Origin of the sequence: Morganella sp. BCCO 40_0007, from assembly GCF_032989665.1 — a bacterium.
Taxonomy (GTDB): Bacteria; Pseudomonadota; Gammaproteobacteria; order Enterobacterales; family Enterobacteriaceae; genus Morganella; species Morganella sibonii.
Genome location: NZ_JAVBIN010000010.1, coordinates 159,977 through 179,890, shown reverse-complemented (window position 1 = coordinate 179,890; position 19,914 = coordinate 159,977). Strand labels below are relative to the sequence as shown.

At 46.3% G+C, this 19,914-nt stretch carries 17 protein-coding genes and 1 tRNA gene; 13 read left to right on the top strand and 5 right to left on the bottom strand.

What is annotated here, in order from left to right; all coding sequences use genetic code 11:
* The first annotated feature begins 76 nt into the window (after positions 1–76).
* Positions 77–982, top strand: coding sequence for a DMT family transporter (locus R5268_RS13665; protein ID WP_218454703.1), 906 nt, complete (start codon positions 77–79; stop codon positions 980–982).
* A gap of 46 nt (positions 983–1,028) precedes the next feature.
* Here the strand turns inward: R5268_RS13665 and R5268_RS13660 are convergent, their stop codons facing one another.
* A complete protein-coding gene (locus R5268_RS13660) occupies positions 1,029–2,288 on the bottom strand; it encodes a Zn-dependent hydrolase (RefSeq protein WP_317419484.1) in 1,260 nt (419 codons plus the stop codon).
* Positions 2,289–2,506: 218 nt separating this feature from the next.
* On the opposite strand from R5268_RS13660, the gene R5268_RS13655 reads away from it, so the two are divergent.
* The 10 genes from R5268_RS13655 to R5268_RS13610 all read left to right on the top strand — a co-directional run bounded on the left by R5268_RS13655 (position 2,507) and on the right by R5268_RS13610 (position 13,109).
* Positions 2,507–3,628 carry a DNA cytosine methyltransferase gene (locus tag R5268_RS13655; RefSeq protein WP_107680601.1) on the top strand — a complete coding sequence of 374 codons (1,122 nt, stop codon included), beginning with the start codon at positions 2,507–2,509 and terminating at the stop codon, positions 3,626–3,628.
* An 81-nt stretch (positions 3,629–3,709) separates the two neighbouring features.
* Positions 3,710–4,180 (top strand): DNA mismatch endonuclease Vsr, encoded by a 471-nt coding sequence (locus tag R5268_RS13650; protein WP_317419485.1) that lies wholly within the window; start codon positions 3,710–3,712, stop codon positions 4,178–4,180.
* A 6-nt stretch (positions 4,181–4,186) separates the two neighbouring features.
* Positions 4,187–4,885: a helix-turn-helix transcriptional regulator gene (locus tag R5268_RS13645; protein ID WP_107680599.1), complete on the top strand. Its 699-nt coding sequence runs from the start codon at positions 4,187–4,189 to the stop codon at positions 4,883–4,885.
* A gap of 49 nt (positions 4,886–4,934) precedes the next feature.
* The gene (locus R5268_RS13640; RefSeq protein ID WP_317419487.1) at positions 4,935–5,534 is read left to right on the top strand and encodes a glutathione S-transferase family protein; all 600 of its coding nucleotides are present in this window, start codon (positions 4,935–4,937) and stop codon (positions 5,532–5,534) included.
* 138 nt (positions 5,535–5,672) lie between these two features.
* Positions 5,673–5,981: a DUF1471 domain-containing protein gene (locus R5268_RS13635; protein ID WP_317419488.1), complete on the top strand. Its 309-nt coding sequence runs from the start codon at positions 5,673–5,675 to the stop codon at positions 5,979–5,981.
* A 918-nt stretch (positions 5,982–6,899) separates the two neighbouring features.
* Positions 6,900–7,169, top strand: coding sequence for a helix-turn-helix domain-containing protein (locus tag R5268_RS13630; protein WP_182105988.1), 270 nt, complete (start codon positions 6,900–6,902; stop codon positions 7,167–7,169).
* Positions 7,170–7,322: 153 nt separating this feature from the next.
* A complete protein-coding gene (locus R5268_RS13625; protein ID WP_317419489.1) occupies positions 7,323–10,187 on the top strand; it encodes an autotransporter outer membrane beta-barrel domain-containing protein in 2,865 nt (954 codons plus the stop codon).
* A 554-nt stretch (positions 10,188–10,741) separates the two neighbouring features.
* Positions 10,742–11,614, top strand: coding sequence for a phosphorothioated DNA-binding restriction endonuclease (locus R5268_RS13620; protein WP_317419490.1), 873 nt, complete (start codon positions 10,742–10,744; stop codon positions 11,612–11,614).
* A 264-nt stretch (positions 11,615–11,878) separates the two neighbouring features.
* Entirely contained in the window at positions 11,879–12,715 is an 837-nt protein-coding gene (locus R5268_RS13615) for a hypothetical protein (protein ID WP_314045897.1), read from the top strand.
* Complete coding sequence (locus R5268_RS13610; RefSeq protein ID WP_317419492.1) at positions 12,708–13,109, top strand: DUF1240 domain-containing protein; 402 nt, start codon at positions 12,708–12,710, stop codon at positions 13,107–13,109. The genes R5268_RS13615 and R5268_RS13610 overlap by 8 nt, the downstream gene beginning before the upstream one ends.
* 117 nt (positions 13,110–13,226) lie before the next feature.
* Here the strand turns inward: R5268_RS13610 and R5268_RS13605 are convergent, their stop codons facing one another.
* On the bottom strand, positions 13,227–13,706 hold the full coding sequence (locus R5268_RS13605; RefSeq protein ID WP_273746349.1) for an Hcp family type VI secretion system effector: 480 nt from the start codon (positions 13,704–13,706) through the stop codon (positions 13,227–13,229).
* Between the two features lie 694 nt (positions 13,707–14,400).
* On the opposite strand from R5268_RS13605, the gene R5268_RS13600 reads away from it, so the two are divergent.
* A complete protein-coding gene (locus R5268_RS13600; protein WP_317419495.1) occupies positions 14,401–15,657 on the top strand; it encodes a DUF1173 family protein in 1,257 nt (418 codons plus the stop codon).
* Positions 15,658–15,998: 341 nt separating this feature from the next.
* On the opposite strand, the gene R5268_RS13595 is transcribed toward R5268_RS13600, so the two are convergent.
* Positions 15,999–16,991: a hypothetical protein gene (locus tag R5268_RS13595; RefSeq protein WP_317419497.1), complete on the bottom strand. Its 993-nt coding sequence runs from the start codon at positions 16,989–16,991 to the stop codon at positions 15,999–16,001.
* Positions 16,992–17,364: 373 nt separating this feature from the next.
* Positions 17,365–17,446 (bottom strand) — tRNA-Leu (locus R5268_RS13590).
* Positions 17,447–17,842: 396 nt separating this feature from the next.
* Here R5268_RS13590 and ampH point away from each other — a divergent pair.
* Positions 17,843–19,066, top strand: coding sequence for a D-alanyl-D-alanine-carboxypeptidase/endopeptidase AmpH (gene ampH / locus R5268_RS13585; protein ID WP_317419498.1), 1,224 nt, complete (start codon positions 17,843–17,845; stop codon positions 19,064–19,066).
* A 20-nt stretch (positions 19,067–19,086) separates the two neighbouring features.
* On the opposite strand, the gene R5268_RS13580 is transcribed toward ampH, so the two are convergent.
* On the bottom strand, positions 19,087–19,914 hold the full coding sequence (locus tag R5268_RS13580; RefSeq protein WP_317419499.1) for a nucleotidyltransferase domain-containing protein: 828 nt from the start codon (positions 19,912–19,914) through the stop codon (positions 19,087–19,089).

Genomic DNA, 19,914 nt, shown 5'->3' with positions numbered 1-19,914 from the left:
GTTGAAACGCATCCTGTCTGACAACAGGAACCTGATATCACTCTCTTAACTCACTGATTTTCAGATAAGGAATCCCATGCGACCTGCGGATTATCTGCGGCTTACCCTGCTGGCGGCCATATGGGGTGCCAGCTTTCTTTTTATGCGGGTGGCATCCCCGCAGTTCGGCGCGGTTAACACCGCCTTTCTGCGTGTCTTTTTCGGCTGTGCGGGACTTCTGGTGATCCTCCTTGTCATGCGCCGCACTTTCCGGTTTGACGGGAAATTAAAACCGGCATTATTGCTGGGCGTGATTAACTCCGGCATTCCCTTTTTTATGTACTGCCTCGCCGCACAGTGGCTCCCGGCCGGTTACTCTGCCATTCTCAACGCCACCACCCCGCTGATGGGCGCTCTTATCGGTTTTGCTTTCTTTGCCGAAACCCTGACCGCCCGCAAATGGCTGGGTGTGATGATGGGACTGGCCGGTATTGTGGTGATCACCACGGTCGGGGAAAGTCAGTCTTCCGCCCATCTGTTATGGGGCGTGACCGCCTGTCTGATTGCCACCGCCTGTTACGGGCTGGCAGGATTTCTGACACGGCGCTGGATCAGTGAAAAAGGCGGCCTGGACGCCCGGCTGGTCGCGTTCGGCAGTCAGCTCGGTGCCACCCTTTTTCTGCTGCCGTTTTTCGGTTTCAGTGTCACGACCGGCCCGGCGGTTAACTGGGCGCAGCCGCTGGTCTGGGGCAGTGTGATTGCAGTGGGGCTGCTCTGTACGGCAGTGGCGTATATTCTCTATTTCCGCCTGATTGCCGATATCGGCCCGATGCGTTCACTGACAGTGACCTTTATGATCCCGCCGTTCGGTATTTTGTGGGGTTATCTTGTGCTTGATGAGACACTCAGCCCGAATTTCTTCCTCGGCGCACTGATTGTCTGTGTGGCGGTCTGGCTGCTGGTCAGCCGGGGAAAACAGCCCGCACCGGCGGCCGTAAAATAATTTACCGGCGGTATCCGGCCGGATACCGCCGTTTTTCCGGGATAACTTATACCGGCTCTGCCAGTCTCAGCACCACTGTATCCAGCAGCACCTGCGCACCGCGGATCAGATCCGCATCTTCGGTATATTCAGCCGGGTTATGACTGATACCGTTTTTACTCGGCACAAAAATCATCGCCGCCGGGGCTATCCGCGCAATCATCTGAGCATCATGTCCCGCTCCGGACGGCATACGACGATATGCGGTTCCGGCGGATTTTGCGGCTGTTTCCACACAGCTGACCAGCGTTTTATCAAATACCACCGGCTGAAAACGTGCCAGCTGATGAGAAGAAACAGTCACCCCCTCCTGCTCTGATAATACCGCCAGATAACTGCGGATCTGCTCTTCCGCCCATTGCAGGCGTTCCTCATCAGGATCACGCATATCAATGGTGAACCTTGCCGACCCCGGGATCACGTTAATCGCATTTGGTTCAAAGGCAATCGTCCCCACCGTGGTTAATGTGGCACCATTTTTCTGTGAAATCCCCTCACGCAGAAAGGCGATCAGTTTCGCCGCTGCATATCCGGCATCATGGCGCAGCCGTGTCGGTGTGGTACCGGCGTGGTTTGCCGTGCCGGTGATAGTGATTTCCTGCCACGAGATACCCTGTAAACTCTCCACCACACCGATCTGTAATCCTTCCGCTTCCAGTACCGGCCCCTGCTCAATATGCAGTTCCAGATATTCATGCGGCACGATACTGCCCGGCACCATACTTCCCGCATAACCGGCGCGTTCCAGTTCATCGCGCAATACAGCCCCGTCAGTGGCTATCGCATTCAGAGCCTCCTCCAGCGGATAACCTCCCGCATACACCAGCGAGCCCATCATATCAGGATGAAAACGCACACCCTCTTCGTTGGTGAACGCTGCCACGGTAATCGGACGGGACGGCAGCACGCCGGCTTCCCGGAAGGCGCGGACAACCGCCAGCCCGCTGAGTACCCCGTAGCAGCCATCCAGCGCCCCGGCGTTAATCACCGTATCGATATGCGACCCTATCATCAGTGGCGCAGTATCACTGTTTCCGGAAACAGACGGCAGCGTGCCGAAAATATTCCCGATCTGATCGATGCGGATCACCAGATCCAGGGCTTTCATCCAGCCGACCACCAGGTCACGCCCCTGCTTTTCCGCATCAGTCAGCGCCGTCCGCGTCCGCCCGCCTTTTACCGGGTCTGCCCCGGTATTCCCCAGTTCCTGTAAATGATTCAGTAAGGTCTTTCCGTCTATCTTCAGTACATCGGATTTGTGATTCATGATCACCTCATTATTGTTATTGTGGCTGTATGGTTATTAATTATGCTGCAAAATCATCCTACCGGTGATAGTCACTGCCTGTTATGCAAAAACAGCATAGGGTATGAAACAGAAAAATACTGCCGCTGCCACGGTTTCCCGGAGCCCCGGGCAGTGATATAGTGCCGGGATAAAACCGGCGCACTGCCCGGCGGCTGTTTACCGAACCGGAGATGATTTTGAAAAAACACCCAGAGGACGCCCCTTTCCGGCAGTCACCTGCTGATCATTGCAGATTCACGTTTATCGATCTTTTCGCCGGTATCGGCGGAATTCGCCTGCCGTTTCAGAAACAGGGCGGCCGTTGTGTGTTCACCTCTGAGTGGGATAAATTCGCCCAGCGCACCTATTTTGCCAATTTCGGGGAGATGCCTGACGGCGATATCACCCGGATCGCAGCCAGAGATATTCCGGATCACGATATTCTTCTCGGGGGTTTCCCGTGCCAGGCATTTTCACAGGCCGGGTCACGTCAGGGGTTCAACGATACCCGCGGCACCATGTTCTTTGAAGTTCAGCGCATCATGACGGAGAAACGGCCAAAAGCATTTCTGCTGGAAAACGTCAAACAGCTGCGCGGCCACGACGGCGGCCGGACGTTACAGACTATCCTCGATATTCTGCGCGGACAGTATGAACAGACCGTGCCGGATAATATTCCGCTGAGTGAAGAGACCCGCAGCGCACTATCGCAAAAACTGAACTACTGGGTTGATTTCCGTGTACTGCGTGCCGCCGATTTTGGTATTCCGCAGAACCGTGAACGTATTTTTATTATCGGCTTTGATCGTGACCAGTTTCCGGATGCGGATTTTGATACCTTATTTTCCTGGCCGGAACCCACTTATCAGCCCACCCGCCTCGGGGATATTCTTCAGAGCAAAAAAGCACTGGCAGAAGATGCGGTGCGCTATAAAAAAGATCGTTTTACTATCTCCGATAAATTATGGGCCGGCCATCAGAAACGCAAAAGAGAACATAAAGCCAGAGGTAACGGCTTCGGATATTGCCTGTTTGATAAAAACAGCGAATATACCAATACCCTGAGCGCCCGCTATTATAAAGACGGCTCGGAGATCCTGATTGACCAGTCGCGGGAGGGTAAAAACCCGCGCAAACTCACCCCGCGTGAATGTGCCGGTTTGCAGGGATTTCCGGAAAATTATATTACTGATGCGGTTTCTCAGGGACAGATCTATAAACAGTTCGGCAACTCCGTCTGTATGACTGTCGTGGAGGCTATCGCTGAAAAACTCACGGCTGCATTAGTACAGGCCGGTGCATTACCGCCGGAAAAATAATCTTCCGGTGGTGTGCCGCATATTTTCCCGGCTAAATAAGGTACTCTTGGCTTATTCCTGAAATCAGCGGCAGAAAATCCGATGGATGTACATGACCAAGAAACCCGCTCCCGGAATATGCGCGCCATCCGCAACCGGGACACCAAACCGGAACATCATGTCAGAAAGCTGTTACATCATAACGGCTTCCGTTTCCGGTTATATCCGGCAGACCTGCCGGGCAAACCCGATATATGGATGGCAAAATGGCGGACGGCGATTTTTATTCACGGCTGTTTCTGGCATATGCACGATTGTAAAAAATTCCGTCTCCCCGCCACCCGGACCACATTCTGGCAAAAAAAATTATCAGAGAATAAAATCCGCGATGAGAAATATATCGCAGAGCTGCACCGCATGGGGTTACGGACATTAATTATCTGGGAATGTGCACTGACCGGAAAAACAAAATTGTCTGACCCGATGCTGCTGACATTAATAAAAACCTGGCTGATGAGCAGTGCCATTTCAGGCAGTATTACGGACTCCGGATTAACCATCGCGCCAGGCTGATACCTTATGACACGCACCCAACGCTTACTCACCTTATTACAGATCCTGAAAGAGAACCGCTATCCGGTCACGGCGGATTCTCTCGCTTCGCAATTACACATCAGTGTGCGTTCCGTTTACCGGGATATTGAAACCCTGCGCTGCCAGGGAGCAGAAATTACCGGAGAAGCCGGTCTCGGTTATCAGATGAAATCCGGATTACTGCTGCCGCCGATGATATTTGATGTCAATGAACTGGAAGCCTTAATTCTGGGTTTGCGCTGGGTACAGAGTAACGCGGATGATGAACTGAAAGCCTCCGCTGCCCGCGCGGCAAATAAAATTAATGCTGTGGTAAAAAATGAATCCCGCGCTGTATTCAGCGACAGCACATTATTTGTTCCCGCCTCACAACTGACGCAGGTTGATAATAATATTGCCGGGGACTTACGCCGCAGTCTGCGGGAAGAGCTGAAAATTAAGCTGCATTATCAGGATAAAGAGGAGCAGACCAGCCACCGGGTTATCTGGCCGGTTGCCATCGGCTATATGAAAGAGGTTCAGGTTCTCGCCGCCTGGTGTGAATTACGGCAAAGTTACCGGCATTTCCGGCTCGATCGGATCAAATCCTGTGAAGTTTTAACCGACAAACTGCCATACCCGAAAAAATACCTGCTCGACCGCTGGCGCAAAGAAGTCCTCTGCATCCCTCCTGACAGATTCTGACACTCCCCCCGCTTATGATGATGCTCAACACACTAAACAGGAGAACATCATGAGCGGACTGACACTTTATACCAATGCAATGTCACGCGGGAATACCGTTGATTTATTTCTGAAAATTCTGGATGTGCCGTATCAGCGCGTGGAACTCGATTATGGTGCCGATATGCATACCCCGGACTATCTGGCTATCAACCCGATGGGCAAAGTCCCCGCATTAACCGACGGCGACCGTGTTATTACTGAAACAGCCGCTATCTGCATGTATCTTGCCGATAAATTTATCGAAAAAGGCTTTGCACCGGCGATTGATGCTCCGGAGCGTGGCACCTATTACCGCTGGTTCCTGTTCACCGCCGGTCCGGTTGAAGCAGCCTTCACCGCCAAAGAGATGGGACAGATACTGACAGAAGAAGAACAGAAAATGTCAGGGTTCGGCTCCTTTGACCGCGTAATGGCCTGCCTGGAAACCGGCCTGGCTGATGCCGCTCCGTATTTATGCGGTAATACCATGACCGCCGTTGACGTTTATACCGGCTATTTCCTGATGTTCCTGGCCAAACATGACTTAATTACTATTTCTCCGGTGATGAAAAGGTATTTAGACAGCCTGACGTTAAATCCGGCATTTGCCGTTGCCTTCTCAGAATAATCACAGCAATACCCCGTTATACGGCGGATACTAAAACTCAGTATCCGCCATTTCTGCACTTTCTTTTACCGTTTATCCGCAGTACAGTTTCTTCAGTAATATAATTCTGATAACAATCCGGCAGAGGAAATAATGATAATGAATACCCTGAAAATAATCGCATTCCCGGTGTTGCTTTTTATTTCCGCTTCCGGCTTTGCACAAACGGTTACCGCCTGGGGGGATACATTATCTGACGCAGAAGCCAAAATAGCCCGTCAGGCTGAAAAATCCGGTACCGGTTATCAGATAACCAGCGCCAGAGTCGGCTGGGTCACTTATGTTACAGCCACACTGACGCCATTACCGGAAAATACACATAATACTTCTCCGGCAGAAAAACAAAGTCAGAAAGATGTATTACCACAAACGGAAAATACCCGTAACCGCTGGCTGACAAAAAAGTAAATATACAGATAAATATCCTTTCCGGATGTAACCGTGATAGATATTCTGCATCCCCGTTAATTAAATAAAAATATCAGTAAAGATAAAAACCCGTTAAAAATATGTATTGCAATACTTACTGCCATCACATTACCACTACATTATTTCCTTCAAAAATACGCATTTAAAACCAGTCAAAAAACACAATAAAATCCGCATTTAATTATTATTTACCTGCCGGTGAAAACAAAATTTCCCGGGGAATAAATACAGCATAAAATACAGATCCTGGGCCCTGAAAAGCATAAGAAGCCGGATTCCGCTCCGTCATAGTGAAGAATGTCGCCGGTCACTATATAAAAAGCCAATAACGCCAGAAAAAACACGTAACACGGTAAACATCAGATAAATGATCTGCCTAATCCGGAAAGAAAAGTGTAAGCATTTGTGTGAAAAGTGTCACACTTTTACGAGCGCGATCCGGAAAACCCGAACCGTGGTTTTGTCTCCTTCTCGTTTCACGATAAATCCCCAAAACAAAAGTAACCCATTAAATTAAATACAAAAAATTCAAAATAAAAAACATAAATCAGGGGTGTTTACTTACTCAGCCAATATGTAAAAGATCGCTAAAACCGATCAATAATCAATTGATGATAGTTTTTATCTATCATAAGTGGGGTATCGATCGTTAATAACAATTTTTTATGTTTTCACATGTCTTGTATATTTCATTACCAGATGGTAATTATTTATACGCAGCAGACGGGTAACTGCAATTAATATTATTACATCCGTATTTGTAATAATTTATTACAGGATATTGCGATTTTTGTTTTTGCGTTAATTAATATTGCTCCCTGCTGAATCAGCATCGCTGTCATATAAGTAAACACATCACACCTGAATCCTGTTATGGCCCGGTGAGTGGAATCTATTATGAAAAATAATCAGATATTACTGCATGATGTAGGCGCACTGATCCGAAAGTTACGTAAAGAAAAAAGAATGAGCGGCGTTGATCTCGGCGCGGAACTGGGAATCAGCCAGCAACAGATCTCCCGCTATGAAAATGCCACGAGTGAAATATCGGTATCAACACTCATTAATATACTTGCTGTATTTAATATAACACCCGCTGAATTTTTTACCCGTATATCTGATACGGAACATGATTTTTTCAGCAAATACACCACCGGGGACTGGTAAATACCAGCCAATTAGTCCGTTAATTATTGTTGTGATGCATCAGGAAGATACATCCTGCTTCCTGCCTCACATCAATAATAATGATAATAAAAATATCTTATTTACATAATTTTTATGTGCTTTTGGAAAATAAAAATTATGAAAAGGAATGTTATGAATATTAATCTGTTTATCAGGGGATATCAGCGATCCCCTCACTCCGGATATACCGCACTCTCACTGCGGGGCTGGTTAGCCGCCGCCGGGCTTCTCAGCCTGAGTACGGCGGTCTGTTTACAGACAGCGCAGGCTGCGGATATCGGCAGTCAGAGCGGCACCAATATTACGGTTAACGATGGTGACCGGATCACCGGTGATACCGGGGATGCATCCGGAAATCCCTACGGTGTCCTGAACTCCTATAACAATGCATCGGGAACCATCAATCTCGGCAATAACGTGACTGTGGATGTGACAGATACGGACAAATACGCCAAAGGCGTGGTTATTCAGGGAAACAGCAGCGTATTAAATGCCAATGGCTTATCCGTGAATGTAACCGGTAAAAGTGCTATCGGTGTTGATCTGTCCGGTAAAAAAGCAGAGGCCAATCTGGGAACCGGCAGCAGCGTAAAAGTAGAAGGAACAGGTAATGGTATGGCAAGCGGCGTGGTTGTCAGTAATGCCTCTGTTCTGACTGCCGATCGCCTCTCTATTGAAACCAAAGGTAACAGCGGCACAGGCCTGTCCATCGCAGACTACGGCAGTAAAGTTAATCTGGGCAGCGGCAGTACGATTAAAACCAACGGCAGCGGAAGCTATGGTATCCGTATCGACGGCCTGAACGGCACAGCATCCAATGGCCCCGCCTATTTTACTGCCACCAACCTGACTATCGATGCACAGGGTTCAAGTGCATACGGCATGAATATCCAGAGAAACTCGATTGTTGAACTGGGTACTGACAGCAAAATTATGACCAACGGCGATAACGCCCACGGTATCTGGAGCTTTGGTGACATCAAAGCAGATGCCCTGACAATTATCGCCCGCGGAAGTAATGCCAACGCACTGGAAGTTCGCGGCGGAACCGCCAATATCGGTGCCGGCAGCCATATGTATTCTGAACTGGGCGGTGGTCTGGTCACCAACGGCTCAGGTACGACCATCAACTTTACCGGTACGGCGGATAACCGTAATACCATTTTCTCCGGAGGCTCTTACGGTGCATCAGCACAGTTTTCCGGTGCTAAAATCAACCTGAAAAACACCGATATTACCGTTGATCGTAACGGAAGCCTGGCGCTGGGATTATGGGCACTGGGCGGTGGCGTCATGACCGGTGAAAACATCACGGTAACAGGTGCCGCCGGAACGCGTGGTGTCTATGCCATGACCAACAGTCAGATTGATCTGACCGGCGACCTGACGGTCAATATGGCAACTGCCGATCAGATAGCCATTGCCACCCAGCACAATGACGGCTATGCCGCCAGCCGGATTAATGCAACGGGCAAAATGCTGATCAACGGCGGTATTCAGTCCCGGGGCGGACTGATCAATATGGATATGGCCTCCGGCTCACAGTGGACCGGGAGTGCCTACAGCGATAACGTCAACGGCGGACTGCTGAATGTCACTATGGACAACAGCCGCTGGAATGTCACGGATGATTCCAACCTTGATAATCTGATACTGAATAATACCGCTGTCGACTTATCACACAGATTGTCCGATACCGGTTACTCAACACTGAGTATCGCCAATCTCAGCGGCAACGGCGCATTCACACTGCGTACCGATATTGTCGGTGACGGTGATGGTGTCAACAACGCCGGTGACAAACTGGTGGTAACCGGCACCAGTGCCGGTGATTATTCATTAACAGTGTTAAACCGCGGCAGCCTGGCAACAACCGGTAATGAGATTCTGACCGTTGTGGAAACCGCAGACGGCGCAGCGAATTTTACGTCAACGTCTGAAGTCGAGTTAGGCGGTTATCTGTATGACGTGCGCAAGAACGGTAATAACTGGGAACTGTACTCATCAGGTGCTTATGTCCCGCCACCGGTAGTCCCGGACCCCGATCCTGAACCAGAGCCGGAACCGGAAAAACCAAAACCACCTATCACCACCACAGCGGATGCAGGCGGTAATTTCCTGAACGTGGGCTATCTGATTAACTACGCAGAGACCCAGACACTGATGCAGCGTATGGGCGACCTGCGTCAGAACGGCGGAGAACATAATGCATGGCTGAGAGGCTTCGGCGGTAAATTCAATTCCTTTGCCGGCGGTAAAATGAGCGGATTTGACATGACTTACGGCGGTACACAACTGGGCTTTGATAAACGTATCTCTCCGGACACACCGCTGTATATCGGTACCTTTGCGGGTTTAACGCAGGGCTCACCGGATTACAGCGGCGGGGACGGTACTGTCCGCTCATACCATCTGGGGCTTTACACCACTTATATGGCGGATAACGGTTTCTATGTTGATGGTATTGCCAAGGTTTCCCGGCTGAAAAATAAATTCAGCGTATCGGACAGCCAGAACAATAATGTCAGCGGCGACGGCAGCTCAACGGGGGTCAGTGTGTCGGCGGAAGCAGGCCGGAAATTCAGCCTGAGCCAAACCGGTAATGGTTTCTATATCGAACCACAGGCACAGCTGACTTACAGCCATCAGGGTTCAGCAGGCATTCACGCCAGCAACGGCCTGAAAATCGACCTAGGCAGCTATGATTCCACCATCGGACGCGCCGGTACACTGATTGGGTATGAAACCACTACCGGTGACAGCCAGATCAACGTTTACCTGAAAACCGGTTTTGTCAGAGAGTTTCAGGGCAACACGGACTATAAACTGAACGGCTCCCGCGAAGCACACAGCTTCAAAGGAAACTGGTGGAACAACGGACTGGGCATCAGCGCCAATATCAGCAAAAAACATACCCTGTATGCAGAGGCTGACAGCGCAACCGGCAACCGGTTTGATCAGTACCAGATTAACGGCGGATACCGTTTCAGTTTTTAATCTGTGAGGTGCTGTAAGTAAAAAGACGAAGAGAGATCTTCGTCTTTTTTGTTTTCAGAGGAAGTCTGGTTTACAGCAGATATCAATGTGGTAAATATAATCAATATTCTATTGAAATTAGTATAATTTTCGCAACAGTAAACTCGCTGAATATATTGAAAAATTTCAATTTTTGAGTATGTTAAGGATGATAACGGGATAATAATCATCAGGGAGAAACTCTATTGGTCGATGCTATTTTTTCTGTATACAAACACATTGATATCACAGTGATTTTTATCGCCGCCCTGTTCATCCTCTGGCTTTCATCCATCTCATCTGACCGGCTTTTACGTATTATATTGTTTCTGTTATCACTCCTGTTAATCACACCCTATATTTTTATGGCTGCTTACATATCGCTTATAATGTCGGTGAGTTTGATGTTTGTGCATGTGTAACCAGACAAAAACATCAGTCTTTTCCTCTTATTAACGTGACACCCTCCATTGAAATTCACCGGTTTTACGAGCATGATCGCAGTTATATAAATTAGTTACCCGGTTCATTCCCTTATGATATCTCTTGAAACGTTGCAATCCGCCATCGCCAACGTGTCGGTATGGCGCCAGGGTGACGTATGCGCCCCCCATAAACCCTTATTACTGCTGTATGTACTTTCTCAGTATAAGGCGGGCCATCCTCGTTTGTTTAATTATGGCAGAGAAATCCACGAACCACTGACCCGCCTGCTGAGAGAGTTTGGACCCAAGCGACGCACTGATTATCCTAATATGCCCTTCTGGCGGCTCAGGGGAGATGGCTTCTGGGAAATTACTGATGCAGAAGGTTGCAAACCCCGCAGAGGTAACACGCAGCCGACAAAAAAAGAGTTGATCGATAATCACGTATCCGGTGGTTTTGATGAAGCCGCTTACCGGCAATTACGTGAACATCCGGAATTAATTGATAAGCTGGCCCAGCAGATTCTGACAAACCGTTTTCCGGAAAGTGTTCAGAGGATACTTGCCAACCAACTTGGTCTGGATTTTGTTGACCGGACAAAAAACCGCGACCCGCATTTCAGAGACATCATACTGCGGGCTTATCACTCCCGATGCGCTTTCTGCGGTTATGACCTCCGCCTGGATGGTGCGCTGGTGGGTATTGAAGCCGCGCATATTCACTGGAAAGCCTACGGCGGTCCGTGTGTGGTACACAATGGCCTGGCGTTATGCTCTCTTCACCACGATGCGTTTGATATGGGCGCATTCGGATTAGATGAGAATCTGACTATCCGTATCTCCGCCGGTGTCAGCCGCAGCCCTGTCGTCGACAACCTGTTCTGGCAGCGGAACGGACAGTTATTACATCTTCCGCATGATGAATCCTTATGGCCGGCAGAACAATACATCGGCTGGCATCGTAAGCAGGTGTTTAAGGTGTGAAGAAATAATATTACCGCTGCAGTGACTGACACGACTATAGGGGGTACTTACTATTCATTAATCTATTTATTTCATGTATAACATAATTATCTCGTCGATGTTTAAAAAACAAAAACAACTCTATATCTAATCAATTGATTACATTGAAAATATTGGGTTAGAAATAGTCTTTCAGTCATTTTTTCAGATTACCGACGTATTCAGAATTGCATATCAATGAAAACTTTATTACCCTAACCTAAATTAATCTCAGAGGGTGTTGAAATGGGGTACATTTACGAAACGAATGTAATTGATTGGGATAAAGCTAATGCATATATCAATTACAGCCAAATCAAAAGAATACTCGATGAGACAGAAGATGATGATAACGTTGCGGCAGTAATTACTATTGAAGAAGCTGAGTATGTTTTAAAAAATCAAATAACACCAACCCCTTTCACATCTCCTGAAGATACCTTATTTGGTATTGGTGATTTTATTTCAAATTATTCCGGAAACCTGTATGAGGCACACAGGGTTACAAGGATAATAAATGAGTTCAGGAATTTCAATATAACAGCAATTGAGTATACCGGACCGAATGGTAATACTTATATTCGGTTATCAGGACACCCTGGTGTAAGAGCCTATCTGAATGCAACCCGGTATTTGGCTGATAATCCCCGCATTTTATATATGGGCGTAGGCACTCAGGGAATGGGGGCAGTCTCAGCGGGAGCAACCCGGTTTGCGATCGTGTTTTCATTAGCTTACCGCGTGGTTGAATTGATATTCAAAGAAGAATATACCCTGGTTGATTTTTTTGTTAATGTCACAATGGATATGGCAAAATTAGCTGTTGCTACTCAGGTAACCACCTTAGTAACCGGAAGTATTGTAACAGGGGCATTAGCAGCCGGGGTCAGTGTTATCGCTGTCGCGGTTGGCGTATTTGTTGTTGGTGCACTGATTGCCTACGCTCTCTATAAACTCGATGATGAATACGGAATCAGTGAAGCACTCATTAAAGCATTAAAATCTCACAGACCGCCAAAACCTGAAACACCTTACCATCCGGATCAATTTTTTACGTTGTTAGGGAGATATAGTCGTGGTTAAAACAGCTCCTGTTAAATTACTTTTTTCATCTGTATTTTTACTTCTTTTGGCTGGCTATGGCGTATACGTATCAATAACTCATTATCTGGATTATTTTTTGATGAAAGATAAGATAGAGTTCTCATTCCTGACCGGAATGTTTGGCTTTGGTTCTCCCCTGATTATTTACTTCGCATATTTCGGATTTATTTTATCCCGCAATATAAAACCAACAAAAAAAACAATAACTACCGCAAAATACCTGGCGGGAATAGCGATAGCCGGTATGGTTTTTAGTTTATTTTTCTCAGGTTATATAAACGTAAGTTTAACCTCAAAAGGTTATCTTACCTGTGATAAAAAATCTATATTTTCTCCAAATGAATATGTTATCTCAAAAAATATGTGTCGATAAATTATATATTTTACTATTAACTATCTGATGATAATTGCTGTTCTCACCAGATAGTTAATATGTTTCATCAAGTACACTAGCGAAAGATGAACATTGTAAAAACAGGCAGGCGTGTATTTACCTGATCATATCACTGTTAATACTATACCCGGATGTACTACCCTTTAAATGACTCCTCGAGATAGATACAAATTTCATTTGGATACGCTGATATGGCATTGATTCGTTATTATTAATTGAATCCGGATATATTTCAGATACTTCAGTCAGTGACACTTCGGTGAGCTTAATCTCATAATAACTTTCAAGCTGACCATGCTGGCTCGTTCTGTAGAATATAAATTTAGCTTCTAAAATCTCATTAGTATCCAGAGCAGCAGAAAGTAAAGGTGATGATTTATCTATCGGTTTAGTAAATGTAATTGGCTGATAAGAGGCATTTTGTGTACGGAACGAACCATTCGTTAAGCTAAGTACCTGAATTTCGTCCTCATGACCAATTTGGTGACGATTTCCTATAGAATCAACAGATGAACATCCCGCAGAAATCAGCCCCTGATTCTTACCTCTTAAAACCAAATAAACAGGATATGCCATAAAAAAGTCCTTTAATATGAAAATACCACCACGTTATCCAAAATTATTATTACGACTGCATAATAACATCACTTCTTGCTCTGAAAAACAGATCATCTTATCTTCATAAGTTGTTTTGAAATTTTTCATACCTCCCCCTCAAATTTAAATTACCCGATCTACTCCTGAACCGTTTGAAGCCAAAATACAATTACTGATACGAATTGTTAGCAACCTAATTCAAGATATTTTAAGGATGCGTAATTCCGCTGTCAGTGACAGCAGCCAAAGCCAATGTTTCCCGTGACCAGCAAGAAACGCCTTCGGGTGGTCACATGGCAATATCATTGTGGTTTGCAACTGATGCCTCCGGATGACCCACTATGTAGTAAAGCAATACTGTTAAATGTCTGACTGGCGCAATGAGTCTCAGGCGTCACTTTTACACAGCGAAAGTGACGCCGCTGCACAGACAGCCCTCAGCCCTTGTGAGATAGCACTTATCACACCTCTGACACCACCGTCAGCGTCTGATAAATCACCAAAAATGAGACTGGCTCTATACCATTAATACATAACCATCTGATCTGAATATATAAAATTACAGGCCAGCAATATGTAAAGCTATAACCCATAATTTCACTGTCGGAAATTTGAACAATCACGACTAATACGGTAAAACATTGATTGAGAGAGAAACAAAAAGGAAAGGTCAATGAAAAGGAAGCAACAAATCAAGGTCTGCGTACATCTTCTTAAAAAAGATAAGCCTTATTACTTTAGACCAGAACAGCAAAAAACCACTGCTGACTCCTTTTTTCAGCATACGTTGAAACTGGCCCGGGATAATCACAATTACATTGCAACCTGCTGCTGTGACCCGTCCCGGGAACTTAAGCTGTATATAAGAAGCAACAAAGGTTCCGGTCCATTTACTCTCTGTCGTAACCCAAACACCGGCCCCGGGCATAAACCTTTCTGCTCTTACCACTCACATCTGAATACAGATGGTGGTGCAAAATCATATTCCTCATCGGCAGTCAGGGAAGAGGAAGATGGTACTCTGCGTATCGGATTAGATTTTTCGTTACGCGTATCAGCGGCTGATCCTGAACGCTCAGCTCCGGCTGCAATGTATCCTCCAAGGGAAAAAAAACAAGTTAACCGCCTTGGGAAGATGAAAATGCTGGGTCTGCTTCATTTGCTTTGGGAGAACTCGGGATTAAATGAATGGGCTCCATGGTTCGAAGGCAAAAGAAGGCTCATAACAGTCATGAGCCGTTTGCAAAAAGAAGCCAGTAACATTAAACAAGGCCGCACAGTTCTGTCAGATGTTCTATTACTGCAAGGGAATGAGCATGCCAATAAGAAGGCTGTAAGTTACGCCTGCACGAACAGTCGTCGCCTGATTGTCATCTCAGAACTCAATGAATGGTCTCCGGCTATGATTGCCGGTAATAATCTCCCTTTGGCCGGAACCACGAAGAATAGTCCCCCTGCCGGGATGCCATATCTGACCATCGATAACTCCCGCTGGGAAAGATCCTTAGCCAGATTTCCACGTGATGCAGCATGGTGGCAGCATGGCGGTAAAATTATCGCCATTGCTGTTACCGACGTGCCAGAGGAGAGAAAATCTGCGAAGTCAAACCGGGGATATTTTTCCGCATGTGTTCGCCAGGTTGTTTTAATGATGGTGAGTGATCGATGGATCCCTCTCGATTCATCTTACGAAGGGATTATTGAAGAAAAGCTGGCTAAAGAACGACGTCAGTTTACCAAGCCATTGATCTATGATTCAGCCGAAGATCAGTACCATCCTGATTTCATACTCACGGATGTCAATGGTTCAGATTTTGTTCCCCTGGAAGTATGGGGGCGTGATTCTGAGGACTATTTACAGCACCGGGCTGTAAAAGAGGAATGGTATCAGCAGGAGTTGGTGACACTTGGTGGTCATGGGACGCTGTAAGGTATCCGGGAGGCAATGAAATACCGATCTTTCCACCGAGAAAGGAATACTACGAATTCAAATACCCTATTGAGAAAGAGTCTTAGGGATATATTCAAGTCGTTAATGTTAAGTATGTCGAAAGATCTCTAAGTGTGAATGACACGATTATGCGGGGTACTTACAATCAATCATAACTAACGAATTTTAATTATTTATGAGAAAGTAAAATAAAATTCTGTAAAAAATAAACCCCACATAGCAGGGTAAAGTTTAAAATTAAATGATGGGCTCTGGTCATCGCATTAATATTATTATATGATTAATTAATACATAAAAAAATAAACACTAGGTATAAATAATTATTTATCTATTTTTTCAACAAAAAAGCCATCACGCCGAACAAAATCGAGTAATTTATTAATATTCCCTATTCCCCACTGATTAGAGATTGCAACACGTTCACCGGAAGAAAGCTGGATAAGACAATTATCCTGAAAGTGAAAACGATGTTTCCTTTCTTCCGTAATCTTTTCAGCTAATATAATAGTTCTGCTCCTCAAAATAGTACTTAATTTTTCTTTAAGTTCATAAAAATTAGCGGGTTTATGCTTGTTTATCCAATCAGTAAAAAGAACAAGTGCAAGTTTTCGTTTATTGTATATAACCCCACGATACCGATAAACAGAATAATCTCTTTCTAATTGCTGACTACTAATTATCTGCTCTGTACGTTTCTCTCTAAACCTAACTTGATATTCCTCCAGCTCTGGTACAGGTATAATTTGCTCAGCATTGATAAGTATTTCACCATTAAAATTATACGGTGTGAGCCTAATACATTTGATATCAACACCTTTGTCGTTAAGCCATATTGCAGTTGTAGTCAATTCCTTGTCAAAATCAGCGGAAGCTAAAATAATACGGATATCCTTGCCGAAATTAACCAGATCAGTTTCTTCAAGTTCGACAAAGTCAAGAATTTTTTCTTTTGCATCTATATCATTATCTTCTAGATATTTCTCATAATATTCGCATGCTTTACTAAAACTCATCGTTGAAATCATCGCTGCATATCTTAATGCCTGCAATTCCATATGAGCACCGCTTTCATCACGCTTCAATTCAATAACAACAAGGTTTGCCTGCTTATCTATAGCTAACAAATCAATTCTTCGCCGACTATCTTCCCAATCGGAGAACTCCTCAGAAATAACCAGGCAATCTGGAGCAATAATTTCTATATTTTTTTTGATAGCCTCTTGTAAATCATATCGCTCCTGTAATCCCTCCTTAGCATACGTTGTTCTATCTAATGCTGTAAGATTTTTGTCAAAGATACGATAAAGTCCCATTTTTCTCACCTTGTTGTCCAATTACTAACCAATAATATAATTGTGTTATTAAGTTACCTGATGATAGTACTACTTCGACATCCGCATTTCAGACTGAATACTCACCATTTATATAAACATGCTGTGATCAAATACTCCCAGTACAGGATCAAAATGTAAATCGAAGCGAATTGACCACAAAATTGACTTTTTTTGCCCCGGTAGCGCCCGGACGGCGACGAAGTAACAGAAATACGTTACACGAACCGGTAATAAAAAATTAAAATGTTATTTTACAGTAATTTACAAACGAAAAATGCGGAGAAAAACAGCCGAATAATGAATTTCAGGCACAAAAAAAGCCACCTCGCGGTAGCTTGATTTCACTTAAGAATGCCGAAGGCCGGAATCGAACCGGCACGCCCGTGGGCGGTTGATTTTGAATCAACTGCGTCTACCAATTCCGCCACTCCGGCACAGAAGTGTGTTCTGGAAAACGTCGTTATTATACTTGCAGCACTCTGTGGTGCAACAACTATCACAGAGGCGCTTTGCTGAGTGGTTAAAAAGACGGCGTTTCAGCAGGATACGGGATTTGTGCGGTGGCGGGAGAATCCCGCTTTATTTCCGCACTGAATAATAATATTTTTTTATTTGCCGCGATTGTGTCCCCGATGAATAGACATCAATGCAATTGCTTATATAATCCTCTCCGGTTCCCGATAAATGTGAGGTGGGTATGGGCTTTGCCGGCTGGATTGCGACAGGTATTTTTATTGGTATTGTTATTGGTATCCTGTTACGCATCTTCAAAAAATAACTGACTTACAGTGTTGTATCCCTGTGTCTGCATGGAAGGCTGTTGAATTATCATGAGTAAATTACACCGTCATATTGTGCGACTGATGCCGTTATCACTGCTGGCTATCGCACTGTCCGCCTGTTCTTCGCAGCCGGAGAAACAAAATACAGCACCTGCCGAACGCCCGCCGCTTGACTGGTCTATTGTTGAAAATAACCCGGAAGCGCTGAAACTGGCGCCGCAGCTGGTCGATGAAACCGGAGAGAAGATTTTCTCCGAAACCGATGCCCGCGGTATGTTTATGGTGGTGATTGATAATAATGAAGTTTTTCACCGCAGTTACGGGGAGACCCGCCCCGGTAATGGTGTTAAGCCACGGACAGATTCACTGATCCGTATTGCATCGATCAGTAAACTGATGACCAGCGAAGTGATGGTCAAAATGGCGGATGATGGTCTGGTCAATCTTAACGATCCGCTGCAAAAGTACAGTTACAAACAGTCTTCCGTGCCGTCTTATAACGGCAAGCCTATCCGCCTGTTCCACCTGGCGAGTCATACCAGTATTCTGCCGCGTGAGCAGCCCGGCGGAAAGTGGGGACGTCCGGTGTTTACCTGGCCGAGCCGCGATCAGCGCTGGACCTGGCTGAAAACCACCAAACTGACTGCTCAGCCGGGAACCGAAGCCGCGTATTCCAATCTGGCCTATGATTTACTGGCAGATGCCCTGGAAAAAGCCGGAAACCGTCCGTACAGTGAGCTGTTCCGCCACTATGTGACACAACCGGCGGGTATGAAAGATACTACCTATAATCCATCCGCAGCGCAGTGTAAGCGGCTGATGGTCGGATTTAAGCCAAGTGATTGTTACAGCACACTGGCGGCTATCGGCAGCGGTGGCGTGTATTCCACCCCGGCGGATATGCAGAAGTGGATGCAGCGCTTCCTCTCTTCCGGCAATACGCAGCGAAAAGCAACAGCCAGCAAAGAGCAGACTGTCTATTTTAAACGCGATAATCTTAATGTGATCAAAGGGATGGATGTTGCCGGTGAGGCAGACGGCCTCGGTTTAGGCTGGGTGTATCTGGCTCCGGACGGGGAAATACCGGCGATTTATCAGAAAACCGGCGGCGGCGGCGGGTTTAATACCTATATGGCGATGATACCGGAGAAAAATATCGGTGTGTTCGTGGTCATGACCCGCAAAGACGGCAGTAAATTCAGCCCGTTACCGAATGGTGTGAATGACCTGGTACGCGCTCTGGCCGATCTGCATACCCGTAATTATCTGTGATACTTAAGAGCATGCCCGCATCAGGCGCGGGCATGTTCTTTATATGAAGTGTCTGCATATGCAGTGACTGTTTTCATCAGAAATCGATCCAGTAACCGGCTGTCGTGATAATACGGTGCCTCCGGTAACGACCTCTCTGCCTCATTCAGCACATCCTGTATCAGCCGGTCAACCGCCGGACGGCGGGTGCCGTAGTAGCTTTCACCGGACGATTTTTTCAGTATCAGTAATTCCTCAATTTCAGCCAGCACATCCGCATCCGTTATCGTGCCTGCCACCAGCGCATCAAATGCCATCGGCGGCAGACCTTTCCCGGCCGCTATCCAGCGCAGCGCCATCACCGGCCTCAGCACATAAAAGTATTTTTTCAGCCTGACCTGCTCTGCCAGTAAATGCTCCTGCGTGTTGCGTTTTGCCATCGATAAGTAGTGATAGCGTGCCTTGCGGACAGAATAAAACTGCTCTGCAAACGCTTTTATTTCTCCGGTGAATGCGTCATCCTGATAATACACCACCGGCGAACTCAGCCACTCAATCAGCGCCGGGTTGGAGTTTCTCAGCAATCTCAGTGCTTTCGATAACTCCCAGCCCGCCACATCCAGCTCATCGTCAATCGGTTTTTCAATCACATCCCGTTTTCTGTCGAGAGCGAGATACCAATCCGGCTGATGCACATAGATAAAACGCACATCATAATCACTGTCAGGGGAGGAAAAACCCCATCCGCGGCTGCCGGATTCACAGGCATAGAGCACTTTTACGCGGTGTGTTTTTTCGATCTGCGTCAGTGTCTCTTTTATCCGTTCCCGCATGGCAGCGGAGACGGCTCCGTCATATTTCTCTGTCAT

Coding starts and splice junctions, on each gene's coding strand:
- R5268_RS13605 (WP_273746349.1), bottom strand. CDS start 13,706: ATGGCATATCCTGTTTATTTGGTTTTAAGAGGTAAGAATCAGGGGCTG.
- R5268_RS13635 (WP_317419488.1), top strand. CDS start 5,673: ATGAATACCCTGAAAATAATCGCATTCCCGGTGTTGCTTTTTATTTCC.
- R5268_RS13665 (WP_218454703.1), top strand. CDS start 77: ATGCGACCTGCGGATTATCTGCGGCTTACCCTGCTGGCGGCCATATGG.
- R5268_RS13600 (WP_317419495.1), top strand. CDS start 14,401: ATGAAAAGGAAGCAACAAATCAAGGTCTGCGTACATCTTCTTAAAAAA.
- R5268_RS13630 (WP_182105988.1), top strand. CDS start 6,900: ATGAAAAATAATCAGATATTACTGCATGATGTAGGCGCACTGATCCGA.
- R5268_RS13620 (WP_317419490.1), top strand. CDS start 10,742: ATGATATCTCTTGAAACGTTGCAATCCGCCATCGCCAACGTGTCGGTA.
- R5268_RS13645 (WP_107680599.1), top strand. CDS start 4,187: ATGACACGCACCCAACGCTTACTCACCTTATTACAGATCCTGAAAGAG.
- R5268_RS13595 (WP_317419497.1), bottom strand. CDS start 16,991: ATGGGACTTTATCGTATCTTTGACAAAAATCTTACAGCATTAGATAGA.
- R5268_RS13660 (WP_317419484.1), bottom strand. CDS start 2,288: ATGAATCACAAATCCGATGTACTGAAGATAGACGGAAAGACCTTACTG.
- ampH (WP_317419498.1), top strand. CDS start 17,843: ATGAGTAAATTACACCGTCATATTGTGCGACTGATGCCGTTATCACTG.
- R5268_RS13650 (WP_317419485.1), top strand. CDS start 3,710: ATGGATGTACATGACCAAGAAACCCGCTCCCGGAATATGCGCGCCATC.
- R5268_RS13625 (WP_317419489.1), top strand. CDS start 7,323: ATGAATATTAATCTGTTTATCAGGGGATATCAGCGATCCCCTCACTCC.
- R5268_RS13580 (WP_317419499.1), bottom strand. CDS start 19,914: ATGACAGAGAAATATGACGGAGCCGTCTCCGCTGCCATGCGGGAACGG.
- R5268_RS13640 (WP_317419487.1), top strand. CDS start 4,935: ATGAGCGGACTGACACTTTATACCAATGCAATGTCACGCGGGAATACC.
- R5268_RS13615 (WP_314045897.1), top strand. CDS start 11,879: ATGGGGTACATTTACGAAACGAATGTAATTGATTGGGATAAAGCTAAT.